The sequence below is a fragment of the Aeromonas molluscorum 848 genome, from assembly GCF_000388115.1.
Lineage (GTDB): Bacteria > Pseudomonadota > Gammaproteobacteria > Enterobacterales > Aeromonadaceae > Aeromonas > Aeromonas molluscorum.
The window spans coordinates 45917-57383 of the sequence record NZ_AQGQ01000006.1 but is presented as its reverse complement, the minus strand read 5'-3'; the positions used below and the strand labels follow the sequence as shown (position 1 = coordinate 57383).

12 protein-coding genes are annotated in these 11467 nt (G+C 60.3%); 3 read left to right on the top strand and 9 right to left on the bottom strand.

The genetic code is table 11. The annotated features are described in order from the left end of the window. The 3 genes from G113_RS02480 to nirD form a co-directional block, all read right to left on the bottom strand. Positions 1 to 476: pseudouridine-5'-phosphate glycosidase (locus G113_RS02480; RefSeq protein WP_005892577.1), on the bottom strand; the 476-nt coding region annotated here is incomplete at its 3' end. Then, positions 470 to 1561 (bottom strand): PfkB family carbohydrate kinase, encoded by a 1092-nt coding sequence (locus G113_RS02475; protein ID WP_005892574.1) that lies wholly within the window; start codon positions 1559 to 1561, stop codon positions 470 to 472. The genes G113_RS02475 and G113_RS02480, both read right to left, overlap by 7 nt. A gap of 153 nt (positions 1562 to 1714) precedes the next feature. Continuing rightward, complete coding sequence (gene nirD / locus G113_RS20365) at positions 1715 to 2029, bottom strand: nitrite reductase small subunit NirD (RefSeq protein ID WP_269077621.1); 315 nt, start codon at positions 2027 to 2029, stop codon at positions 1715 to 1717. 105 nt (positions 2030 to 2134) lie between these two features. Here nirD and G113_RS02465 point away from each other — a divergent pair, with 105 nt between their 5' ends. Further along, positions 2135 to 2629, top strand: a complete 495-nt coding sequence (locus G113_RS02465) for an RNA methyltransferase (protein WP_005892569.1) — start codon at positions 2135 to 2137, stop codon at positions 2627 to 2629. Here G113_RS02465 and G113_RS02460 read toward each other — a convergent pair. Beyond that, complete coding sequence (locus tag G113_RS02460; RefSeq protein WP_005892567.1) at positions 2614 to 3369, bottom strand: substrate-binding periplasmic protein; 756 nt, start codon at positions 3367 to 3369, stop codon at positions 2614 to 2616. The two genes, G113_RS02465 and G113_RS02460, sit on opposite strands and share 16 nt — an antisense overlap. A gap of 214 nt (positions 3370 to 3583) precedes the next feature. On the opposite strand from G113_RS02460, the gene G113_RS02455 reads away from it, so the two are divergent. Next, positions 3584 to 4009, top strand: a complete 426-nt coding sequence (locus tag G113_RS02455; RefSeq protein WP_005892565.1) for a universal stress protein — start codon at positions 3584 to 3586, stop codon at positions 4007 to 4009. 116 nt (positions 4010 to 4125) lie between these two features. Here the strand turns inward: G113_RS02455 and G113_RS02450 are convergent, their stop codons facing one another. From G113_RS02450 to gpt, 5 genes are all read right to left on the bottom strand, one after another. Beyond that, the gene (locus tag G113_RS02450) at positions 4126 to 5379 is read right to left on the bottom strand and encodes a glutamate-5-semialdehyde dehydrogenase (protein ID WP_005892563.1); all 1254 of its coding nucleotides are present in this window, start codon (positions 5377 to 5379) and stop codon (positions 4126 to 4128) included. A gap of 92 nt (positions 5380 to 5471) precedes the next feature. Beyond that, positions 5472 to 6575 carry a glutamate 5-kinase gene (gene proB, locus G113_RS02445; protein ID WP_005892561.1) on the bottom strand — a complete coding sequence of 368 codons (1104 nt, stop codon included), beginning with the start codon at positions 6573 to 6575 and terminating at the stop codon, positions 5472 to 5474. A gap of 88 nt (positions 6576 to 6663) precedes the next feature. Next, positions 6664 to 7056 (bottom strand): sigma factor-binding protein Crl, encoded by a 393-nt coding sequence (gene crl, locus G113_RS02440; RefSeq protein WP_005892558.1) that lies wholly within the window; start codon positions 7054 to 7056, stop codon positions 6664 to 6666. A 70-nt stretch (positions 7057 to 7126) separates the two neighbouring features. Next, the gene (gene frsA / locus G113_RS02435) at positions 7127 to 8389 is read right to left on the bottom strand and encodes an esterase FrsA (RefSeq protein ID WP_005892556.1); all 1263 of its coding nucleotides are present in this window, start codon (positions 8387 to 8389) and stop codon (positions 7127 to 7129) included. 155 nt (positions 8390 to 8544) lie between these two features. Beyond that, a complete protein-coding gene (gene gpt, locus G113_RS02430; RefSeq protein WP_005892554.1) occupies positions 8545 to 9012 on the bottom strand; it encodes a xanthine phosphoribosyltransferase in 468 nt (155 codons plus the stop codon). 965 nt (positions 9013 to 9977) lie between these two features. Here gpt and G113_RS02425 point away from each other — a divergent pair. After that, a complete protein-coding gene (locus G113_RS02425; RefSeq protein WP_005892551.1) occupies positions 9978 to 11429 on the top strand; it encodes an aminoacyl-histidine dipeptidase in 1452 nt (483 codons plus the stop codon). Positions 11430 to 11467: the final 38 nt, after the last annotated feature.

Below are 11467 nucleotides of genomic sequence, written 5' to 3'. Positions count from 1 at the left end.
CCGGCGCAAACCACGGCGACCGGGGTCTGCGCCAGTTCCTGCAGATCCGCCGAGATGTCGAAGCTCTCCTGGGCGCCACGATGGACACCGCCAATGCCGCCGGTGGCAAACACCCGGATCTTGGCCATGGCGGCGATGATCATGGTGGAGGCCACTGTCGTTGCCCCCATGGCGCGCTTGGCCAGCACGAAGGGGATGTCACGACGGCTGCACTTGGTGACTCTGTGACCGGCGCGGCCCAGGGCCTCCAGCATGTCGTTATCCAATCCCACCTTGAGTCGGCCATCCATGATGGCGATGGTTGCCGGAATGGCGCCATTGTCGCGCACCACCTGTTCGACCCGGCGCGCCGTCTCCACATTTTGCGGATAGGGCATGCCGTGGGAGATGATGGTGGACTCCAGCGCCACGACGGGGTGGCCGGCAGCGAGGGCGGCGGCGACTTCGGGTTGGATATCGAGATAGCTTGTCAACATGGGTACTCCTCCAGAATACGTTCGACGGCGGCCTTGGACAGGCCGGAAAAGACGGTCTCATGACAACCGACGGTAAGGGCGGCGCAGCCGAGGGCAAAACGGGTGGTTTGCGCCATGTCGCTGCCGGCCAGCCAGCCATGGACCAATCCGGCCATGAAGGCATCACCGCCACCGGTCACGTTGTTGACCGGACAGCCGAGGATGGGCAGGTGACCCTGCGTCTCCCCGTCACTATAAAAAATGCCCTGCTCGCCCAGGCTCAGAAACAGGCGCTGCACGCCGGCACTGTGGAACCAGTGCGCCGCCCTGGGCCAGGTATCCGGCCCTTCGATGGCGAAGCCGCACAGCTGTTCGGCCTCGCTGCGATTGGGTTTGAGGGTATGAATGCGGCCGAGCCAGGGGCGGATCTTCTCCACCTTGGCCACCGAGACGGTATCGACAAACAGTACCTGTTCCCCATGGCGGTCGAACAGCCAGTCCAGGGTGCAGGTGGCGAGGTTGGTGTCGAGTACCAGCACGTTGGCGGCAGAAAGAAAACCGCCAAGGGGTGTCAATCTGGCCGGGGTCAGCTCCTCGATGATGCCCATGTCATTGATGGCGCAACTCATCTCCCCCAGGCCATCGTGCAGGCTCAGATAGCAGGAGGTGGCCTTGCCATCGAGCACCTGCACCTGGCGCACGTCGACGCCGGCACTCTGGCTCGCCTCAAGCAGCTGATGGCCATGCTGATCGTTGCCCACCGCCGTCACCAGGCGGGTATCGGTGCCAAGCCGCGCCAGGTTCTCGGCTATGTTGCGCCCCACGCCACCGGCCGAGGTGCGCACCGAGCCCGGGTTGGAGTCCCCCATGCGCAGGGCCGCCCGACTCTGGCCGCAGATATCCATGTTGGCGCCCCCCACCACGACGGCGTAGGGCCCCTCCCGCAGCACATAGCCCCGCCCCATCACCAGCCCCTGTCGGATCAGGCTGGAGACATGGCTGGCCAGGGCCGAGCGGCTGATGCCGAGTCGGGTCGCCAGCTCCTGCTGGGCAATCATGGGGTCCTGGCGCAACAGGGCCAGGATCTCTTGCTCTCGCTCAGTCATAGACAAACATCCATTTACAAACTTATGTCTATAATCCAAGGAAAACGTTTCGATACAATCGGGAGGATGAAAATTTGTCGGTCTGCGCACAGAAAAACACCGGGCACAGGCCCGGTGTTTATTGCAAATGGCACAATCCGCCGCCAGATGGGCTCATGCGAGATTGATCCAGACCAGGTCGCCATCGAGCCGGGTCGGCCAGCTGCGTACCGCCAGGCCGGCGTCATCGAGGCCGCGACCATCATCCAACCCATAGCGCTGCTTGTAGAGGGGAGAGGCCACCACGGGTTCGCCGCCCAGATCCCCCACTATGCCTCGGGAAAGCAGGGCTACGCCCGAGACGGGATCCCTGTCATCCAGAGCATAAACTCGCTCCCCGAGCAAAAAAATGGCCACTTGCAGGCTGCGGGGAAGCTTCTCCAGCGCGGCACCAGGAGGAAGGCCAGGGTCGGCTTGCAGATGTCGCAACCCAGCGAGCAAGGCCCCGATGAGGCTGCCAATGACACCGCATCAGTAGACTGGGCAGAACGCGGCTAGGCCCCTTATAATGGCGCCGCAATCCAGGAGAGCGAGATGAGTGAACAGAACAATAACGAAGGCGTCGAGCCGGCAAGGGACGCGAGCTGCGACTACATCGGCCTGGGCCTGGTCAATCCAAAATCACCGAGCAATGTGGGGGCCGTGATGCGGGCCGCAGGCTGCTATGGGGCCGACGAGGTGTGCTATACCGGCAGCCGCTTCGAACTGGCGCGCCGGTTTGCCACCGACACCAAGCAGATGGTGGACAAGATCCCCTTGCTCGGCGTGGATGACTTGCTCAGCGTGATGCCTGCTGGCTGCGAGCCGGTATTGGTGGACTTGATTGAGGGGGCTACCCCTTTGCCGGAGTTCGACCATCCGGCCCGGGCTTTTTACATCTTCGGCCCCGAGGATGGCACCCTGGAACCGGCGCTGTTTTCCGGGGTCAAGCGGGTAGTCTATATCCCGACCCACGGCTGCATGAACCTGGCCGCCACCGTCAACGTCATCCTCTATGACCGGCTGGCCAAGGCTTATCGGGCAGACTGAGCCCGCCGCTCCTGCTTGAGCCCCCGTAAAAAATCGCGGTAGTAGTCGAGCAAGCGATTCTCCCGGTAGATCCGGGTCAACTCGCCGCTGTCAATGAGGCGAGCTATGCCTCTATCCCACTCTTGCTGCAACTTGAGCCCGGCGTCGCTGTTTGCAAAGATGGGGTAACTTGGCAACCAGCGCAGGAAGACCCGGCTGATGTGGGGCGGCAGCGGGTCATTGGCATAGAGCACCCCGGCACTCAGGTAATAACGGTGCCGCTCCTTGGGCAGCAGTGCCATGGCATCTTCATGGCTGTTCACTTCATGCCAGCGCATCGGCACCTTGATGTACTTGTCAAAGGCCCAACCCCGCTGCCAGAGCACCCGCTGCTGGGCCAGGCTTTGCTCCCCCTGCCAGCTCGCTCGCCACTTGTCGAGCATGAAGACGGTCACATCGTCGGCACCGTCCGGATAATGGGGCCAGCGCACCCCTTCCACCTCATTGAGATAGACCCCCATGGTGATGCCATACCCTCCTTTGACCACCATGGCCAGCGCCCGCTTATAGGGCATCGATTGTGGCTTAACCCGATAACCAAGCGGCTCATAGATGTGCCGTGCCAAATCCAGATAGAGTCCCCCCCCATCCGCCTCGCAAAAGCCGGGCCAATCATCACAATAGACGGGGAGATCCTCAGCCCGAGTCATCAGGGGACAGAGGCAACCGCAGATCAATAGGACTCGTATCAGTATCTGCATTCCCTCTCCTCTCGCCTTCCGGCACCATGCTTTTGATTATGCACGGCTGACCCTGAAGATCAGCCCATTCAGATCAAGGCCGTGCGACCATTTTTCAAATTTGCGAGCCAGTCGCAAGTTATTGCGCGGCAAGTAGGTAAAACTGTAGATGAGATTCATTGGTAGCCCATTTGCACGGCTTACCCCCATAGACAACTCGCGTAAGGAGCCTTCCATGTCTATCCGCACCCTGCTCTGTCCCGTCGATTTCTCCCAGATGTCCCAACCCGTACTGGACTATGCCGTCTTCATGGCCAAGAGCCACAATGCCAGCCTCAAGCTGATCCATGTGGTCGATCAGCTGCATGGCTTTGACAGCTACAAAATACTGCACATGACCGCCATCGAGATCACCCACGAGATGGAGCGTCACGCCAAGGAAGAAATACAGCGGCTCATCGAGACGCTGCCGATCCCTGCCGACTTCATCGTGCGCTTTGGCCGCGCCGCCGACGAAATCGTCGCCCAGGCCAAGGAGGACAAGGTGGATCTGGTGGTAATGGGCAGCCATGGTCGCTCCGGCCTCAGCCACCTGCTGGTTGGCAGCGTTGCGGAATCCGTGGTGCGTCACGCGCCCTGCCCCGTGTTGATAGTACGCTAATGAAGCTAATGAGCGTGCGCTAGCCACTACTGTCAGAGCACCTCTCTCATCTCCGGCAATAAAAATGCCGACCCCGGGGTCGGCATGTCATTGGCCAGGACGCCGCATCAGCAGGCTCAGGGACGGGAGAGATAATCCGCCTGACCCACCCACTTGTAGCTGGTCAGCTCGGCCAACCCCATGGGGCCCCGGGCATGGAGCATCTGGGTAGAGACAGCGACTTCGGCCCCCAGACCAAACTGTGCCCCATCGGTGAAGCGAGTCGAGGCATTGACGTAAACGGCGGCAGAGCCGGCGCCATTGATGAAGCACTCGGCGTTGTAGAGATCATTGGTGAGAATGGCATCAGAGTGGCTGGCATTGTGCTCGCGCATGTGTGCCAGCGCCTCGTGTACGTCCGCCACCACCTTGACCCCCAAGGTCAGACTGAGCCACTCGGTATCAAAATCCTCGGCACCGGCTTCGCGCAGACCGTCTGCATCGGCCAGCAAGCCCATGGCCGTGGCATCGGCCACCAGGCTCACCCCTTGTTCGTTCATGCGCAGCACCAGCTGGGGCAGCAAATCGGCGGCGATCGCCTCATGGACCAAGAGGGTATCGAGGGCGTTGCAGGCAGAGGGGCGCTGCACCTTGGCATTGTCGATGACGGCCAGGGAGCGGGTCAGATCCGCACTCGCATCCACGAACACATGGCTTATCCCAAAACCGCCGATAATGACGGGAATGGAGCTGTTCTCCTTGCACATCTTGTGCAGACCGGCGCCACCACGGGGAATGATCATGTCCACGTAGCGATCCAGGCGCAGCAGCTCGGCGACCAGCGCTCGGTCCGGGTTGTCGATGTACTGCACCGCAGCAATGGGCAGCCCTGCACTGGCCAGGGCGGCCTGGATCACCTTGACCAGCTCCAGGTTGGAGTGGAAGGTCTCGCGCCCGCCGCGCAATATGCTGGCGTTTCCGGTCTTGAGGCAGAGGGCCGCTATGTCGATGGTGACATTGGGGCGCGCCTCATAGATGACGCCGATGACGCCGATGGGCACCCGGCGCCGGGAGAGGCGCAGGCCGTTCTCCAGCATCCGGCTATCGAGCTCTGCGCCGACCGGGTCATCCAGGCTCACTACCTTGCGCACGTCATTGGCAATGCCTGCCAGCCGCTCAGGGGTGAGCAGCAGCCGATCGAGCATGGCCTCGGACAGGCCCGCCTCCCGGCCCGCAGCGATGTCCTTGGCGTTGGCGGCCAATATCGTACTCTGCCGGGCTTCCAGCTCGCTGGCGATGGCCAGCAGTGCCTGATTCTTCTGGGCCGTACTGATGGTCGCCAGCTGATAGGCGGCGCCGCGGGCCGCTTGTCCCAATGTCTCCAGACTCATCTTTCGATCCTTTCATTACTGGCGGGATTGACCCGCCACCTTGATAACAGCAATACCATGTACTCGCGCAGGGTCATAGCCCTACCTTGAGGTTACAGCAGTACCATATCGTCGCGGTGAATGGCCACGGCGCCATAGCCGTAGCCCAGCAGCGTCTCGATTTGATCCGAGTGAACGCCGCGCAGCCGTGTCAGCTCCTCGTGGTTGTAACGGCAGATGCCGCGCGCCAGCTCGCTGCCATGAGGATCCAGGATCCGCACCACGTCGCCACGCACGAAGATGCCCCTCACCCCGGTAATGCCCTTGGGCAACAGGCTGGAGCCCTTGTCGCGCATGGCGGCCACGGCGCCGAGATCGACCTGCACCTCGCCAAGGGGCGGAGGGCCTGCCAGGATCCAGCTCTTGCGCCCCTCAAGGGGAGAAGCCAGGGCCGGGAAGCGGGTGCCGATCCGCTCGCCATTGGCGAGACGCCCCACCACTTCCGGCACCTGCCCCGTGGCGATCACCACATCGACCCCGGCCCGGCGGGCCACATCGGCCGCCTGCAACTTGGTCGCCATGCCGCCAGTTCCCAGGCCACTGACGCTGCCTCCTGCCAATTTACGCAGGGTATCGTCTATGGTCTGCACCTCCTCGATCAGCTGGGCATCCGGGTTGGTACGCGGATCCGCGGTGAAAAGCCCGGTCTGATCGGTGAGCAGGATCAACAGATCCGCATCGGCCAGAATAGCGGCGCGAGCGGAAAGATTGTCGTTGTCCCCCACCTTGATCTCGGCGGTGGCAACGGCATCGTTCTCATTGATGATGGGGATGATGCGGTGATCGAGCAGGGTGCGCAGGGTATCGCGCGCATTGAGATAACGCTCTCTGTCCTCCAGATCGGCGCGGGTCAGCAGCATCTGGCCGACATGCAGATCATAGAGGTTGAACAGATCCTGCCAGACCCGGATCAACTGGGTCTGGCCCACGGCCGCCAGCATCTGCTTGTTGGTCAGGGTCGGGGCCAGGGGGGGGTGACCCAAGTGGGCACGACCGGCGGCGATGGCCCCCGAACTGACCAACACCACCCGGTGGCCCTGGCGGTGCAACGCGGCGCACTGGCGAACCAGTTCGACCATGTGGGCACGATTGAGCTGGGAAGAACCCCCGGTGAGCACGCTGGTGCCCAACTTGACGACTATGGTTTTGTTTTCCATGGAGACGATAAGGCAAAAAGATAGGGGTTCCCTTTATACCCAGCCCCTGCTGCCCTGCAAGGCAATTAACCCCCGCAGGGCAGTCGGGTCAGGCGGCCGTGACAGATAACTCGTGGGTGACCTGCTTCGCGGGGGCAAGCTGACACTCGAGTTGCGTCAGCTTGGTATTGAGCAGCCGATAGAAGAGTCGCAAGGAGCGGTCTACCTCTACCTGATGCTTTTTGGGGAGCGGCTTGTCTATCCAGTTGCCCTCGCCATTGTAGAAACCGAGCTGATAGTGGTACTGGAAGTGGTGATCATCTTGCTCCAGCACCAGCCACCACCCCCAGAACTCCCGCTTGTCCGGCGCCGCCTTGGCGCTGACGCAGACCGACAGGCAGTCGAAGTAGTAGCGACCCTCTTCGCACAGATCTTCGCGCAAATAGGGGCCAATGGCGGCAAATTGCCGCAACAGGCGTTTATAGGTGACTCTTTCTGGCATGTTAACCTCCGTGTTGAACAAGCAGTGCCATCCCATCAACCGAGATGGTGACAGCGTAAAAAGAAGATAATCAAGTACATAGATGTTGCTTGAGCCAAGTTACCGTTTCGTGAAGCGCCTTGTCATAGACCTCCCGCAACGGCTGTTTGTCAAACACCACCGCCTTGCCATTACGGCTGCAAGCGGCCAGTGCCCTGACATCCTGCTCCGGACAGATAAAGTCTCGCTTGTGACCGATGCTGAGGATGGGGACTGAGGTCCGCGTACTCATCAACCCCTGTTTTTTCAGGGAAAACACCTGACTCTTGGTGCGGATCTGCTCCCAGTCGGCGGCGTTGGCACCCAGTCTGTTAGCCAGACTATCACGCATCATGCGCGGGCACTTGGCAAAAAGCGATGGGTCGGCGAAGCACTGATTCACCCCGGCACCGATGCATACCACAGTGCGTAATTTGAACGGTTCAATGAAGGCGAGTCGAGCCGCTACATTGCCCGCAAAGCGAAAACCCACCATGGCAATGCGCTGATGGTCGACCCAGGCCACCTCGGCCAGATAGTGCAGCACGGCTTGATGCAGGCGGCTGGTGTCCTGCACCAGGGGCCAATGTTCGGCATACCCAATGCCCGGCATGTCCAGGGAGAGCATGCCAATACCATTCGGGGCCAGGTACTTGCGATAGAAATTGAGGTAGTCGAGCTGGAGAGAGTCGATGCCACCGCTCACCATCACCAGCGGCACCGGCTTGTCAATGGTCGGCAGGTGCAGGTAGCCCTGGATGTGCTTGCCACGAAAGGGAACCTGTATCTCCTTGAGCGGCACATCGAACAGGCGCCCCGCCTCCCGGTAAGCGAGATTACCGAGCAACTGCGCCTGATCGGCCAGCTCATCGTGTTTGAGATGGGGATAACTGGCGATGGAGTAGTAGCGCACCGCCTTGAGCAAGGCATTGATTGCCTCCGGACGCTGACCGGCTTCGGCAAGGGCTCTTCCCTCCTTGAAGTGACCGCTGGCCTGCTGGCTCCATTCAAAGACCCAGTTACCCGGCACATACCCCTTGATGGTATCGAGCAAATCGGGGTGGCTGCGCTCCCCCTTGCCCATGGCGATCCGGGCCAGCGTCTGCTCCACCTCGACCGGATCCGCACCTTGCCAGGCCCAGGAAGGACGACGCAGCAGACGATACCAGCTGCGCACCGCAGAACCATCGATGAAATCTTCCGTCTCATCCTGTGGTTCAAGGGGGCTGCTGTTCGAAATTGCCGAGGTCTCCTGTACCTTCTTGACGCGGGTAAATAGTTGTTCGGTCAGGTTAATGTCGTCGCTTGGCTTCACAGAATCGTCTCATCGCCATCAATCAGTGACCCATCTTACCCATGTTTTGTCATGGCAGACCACCCCAGACTGGCTTCATGAGACGCGGGCGACGAAACAGGGCCCCCGAAGGAGCCCTGTGTATCAGCAAGACGTGCCGGCAACGGCCGCCGGAATTACTGCTCTTCGCAGATGGGCGTGGTGAACTCCAGCGCCATGTCCCAGGGTTGTTCAATCCAGGTGTCTTGCGGAATGGCGACTTCGAAGTCATCCACCAGCGGCTCGCCCAGCGGTTTGGCGAAGATGGTGATGAACTTGGCTCTGGGATAGAGCTCGCGAATGGCCTTGGCGGTCCCCCCGGTGTCGACCAGATCGTCAACCACCAGCCAGCCTTCACCATCCCCTGCGGTGGTCGCGGCCTTGACCACTGTCAGCTCGCGCTGGTTGTTGTGGTCATAGCTGGAGATGCACAGGGTCTCTACGTTGCGAATGCCCAGTTCACGGGCCATCAGGGCCGCGGGGACCAGACCACCACGACTGACGGCGATGATCCCTTTCCACTGGCTGACTGGCAGTTGGCGACGAGCCAGACGACGGGCTTCCCGCTGCAGGTTATCCCATGACACGTAGAATTTCTTAGGCATGCTATCGATCTCGACAAGTTATTTTAAAACAGGTGAACAGTTGAAATTTATTGCCTGCCAGCGCTTGTCCCCAGGGTGATACCACCTTCTCCTGCGCCAAATTTAGCTTGCACTTAATCCCGCTCGGGCTAAGTGAGCCGGGCTGGAAACGAACAAAGATAGAGGGGCAGTCTGGGCTCGCCATGACGACGCATCGCAAGGGATGGGCATGGACAGGCTATTGGGCGGCTATGTTAGCACCATTTTCCGCTGAAAAGGGTGGCAAACGTATGCCTTTTTATCAGGAGAGCTGTTGATGAGTATCGTTTGATTCCCTTGACCAGTGACCCGCGAGGCGCGAGGTGTTCTGCAAGCTTGCGCATCGTGCAGAGATGAAGCGCCAGAGAGCATGAGAGAAAGAAGAGGTAACTTGCGGGCAAAAAAAAGCAGGTGGAGGAAACCTCACGCCTGCTGTTTTCTCTACTTGAGCCCATGGATGTCGCCGTTGGGCCCTATCGCCTCTTAACGACGATTGACAAAGGCATTCGGATAGCTGAAGCCCTGGGTGTAGAGAGAGGGGGTAAACCAATAAGTTGCGCTACTGCCTGACATATAAACTCCTGATTGCTTAACAAGTTACGAACCTTAATGCGGGCTTTAATCCTTAAGCTGATACTCGGTTCCATGGAGGCGCACTTGCTTTGCTTCGGTTCCTTGGAGGCACTTCTCGTCGTCCTGACGGTGGTGGAGACCACGGAGGACAATTTACCAGCACCATCGCAAAACTCAATATTTTTGTGACTCAAGTCACAAAAATAAATCACCAGATTTCATAGTAACGCCAGCTTGCCAGCCTGGCCAAAGCGAGTGACGGCCATGATTTGTGCTGATCGCTCACAGTTTTACGGGATTGACTGTATTATCGTTACCCTCTTCATCAGGCCCTGGTGGGCCCGGTTATTTCCCGTGCTGGTAAGGAGTCTGACGTGGCACCTCTTAGTTCTCTATCCCCCAAACTGATTTGGCACTTCTTCGAACAGATCTGCGCCATTCCCCATCCCTCCAAGCATGAAGCCAAACTGAGTGCCTGGATCACCGATTGGGCCCTGAGTGAAGGTCTGGCGGTCAAACAGGATACCGTGGGCAACCTCATCATCAAGAAGCCGGCCACACCGGGCATGGAGAACCGCACAGCTGTGGTGCTGCAAGCCCACATGGACATGGTGCCTCAGGCCAATGCCGACACTCAGCACGACTTCGCCACCGATCCCATCGATGCCTATATAGAGGGTGAGTGGGTCACCGCCCGTGGCACCACCCTCGGCGCCGACAACGGCATGGGCATGGCCGGCTGTCTGGCGGTGCTGGCCGACAAGAATATCAAGCACGGTCCGCTGGAAGTGCTGCTGACCACGGATGAAGAGACCGGCATGACGGGTGCCTTCGGTCTGGAAGCTGGCTGGCTGGAAGGCGAGATCCTGCTCAATACAGATTCAGAAGAGGATGGCGAGGTCTACATGGGCTGCGCCGGTGGCGTGGATGCCAATATCCGCTTCCCACTGGAGCAGGTTGCTGCCGCTGAGGGCACGGGTTTCGAACTGCAAGTGAAGGGGCTGCGCGGCGGCCACTCCGGGGTCGACATCCATCGTGGCCGTGGCAACGCCAACAAACTCCTGGTGCGCCTGCTCAAGGCCGCCGATCCGCTGGGAGTTCGTCTTAGCGATATCAGCGGCGGCACCCTGCGCAATGCCATCCCCCGTGAAGCCCGTGCCAAGCTGCTGGTGCCCACTGCCAGTGTAGCTGACTTCAAAGCCCTGGTCGACCAGTATGCCGGTATCTACCAGACTGAGCTGGCCGCCGTCGAGGCAAACCTGACGGTGTTGCTGCAAGAGCAGGATGCTCCAAGCCAGTTGCTCTCTGACGATCTGCAGCGCCGCCTGCTCGACGCCCTGATGGCCTGCCCCAATGGCGTGATCCGCATGAGCGATGCCATTCCGGGGGTGACCGAAACCTCGACCAACCTGGGGGTCATCAAGACCCTCGAGAACGAAGTCTATGTTCAGTGCCTGATCCGCTCCCTCCATGACTCGGGCCGCGAGAGCGTCGAACAGATGACCCGCTCCCTGTTCAGCCTGGCTGGCGCCAGCTGCGAGTTCACCGGCGCCTATCCAGGCTGGGCACCGAACGTCAACTCTCCCGTGATGGCGCTGGTGCGCAACAGCTACCAGACCCTGTTCGGCGACCTGCCCAATGTCATGGTGATCCATGCTGGGCTGGAATGCGGTCTGTTCAAGGGCGCCTACCCGGATTGGGACATGGTCTCCTTCGGGCCGACCATTCGCGGTGCCCACTCCCCGGACGAGCGGGTCCATATCCCGGCGGTCGAGCGCTTCTGGCAGCTGCTGGTGCATGTGCTCGAGCAGATCCCGGTCAAATAAGAGCCAGGCAAACATCATGCCTCGCCTTGTGCGGGGCA

Excerpts from the sequence above, each read along its gene's own strand:
- G113_RS02475 (WP_005892574.1), bottom strand. The coding sequence starts at position 1,561 with ATGACTGAGCGAGAGCAAGAGATCCTGGCCCTGTTGCGCCAGGACCCC.
- G113_RS02465 (WP_005892569.1), top strand. The coding sequence starts at position 2,135 with ATGAGTGAACAGAACAATAACGAAGGCGTCGAGCCGGCAAGGGACGCG.
- G113_RS02460 (WP_005892567.1), bottom strand. The coding sequence starts at position 3,369 with ATGCAGATACTGATACGAGTCCTATTGATCTGCGGTTGCCTCTGTCCC.
- G113_RS02455 (WP_005892565.1), top strand. The coding sequence starts at position 3,584 with ATGTCTATCCGCACCCTGCTCTGTCCCGTCGATTTCTCCCAGATGTCC.
- G113_RS02450 (WP_005892563.1), bottom strand. The coding sequence starts at position 5,379 with ATGAGTCTGGAGACATTGGGACAAGCGGCCCGCGGCGCCGCCTATCAG.
- proB (WP_005892561.1), bottom strand. The coding sequence starts at position 6,575 with ATGGAAAACAAAACCATAGTCGTCAAGTTGGGCACCAGCGTGCTCACC.
- crl (WP_005892558.1), bottom strand. The coding sequence starts at position 7,056 with ATGCCAGAAAGAGTCACCTATAAACGCCTGTTGCGGCAATTTGCCGCC.
- gpt (WP_005892554.1), bottom strand. The coding sequence starts at position 9,012 with ATGCCTAAGAAATTCTACGTGTCATGGGATAACCTGCAGCGGGAAGCC.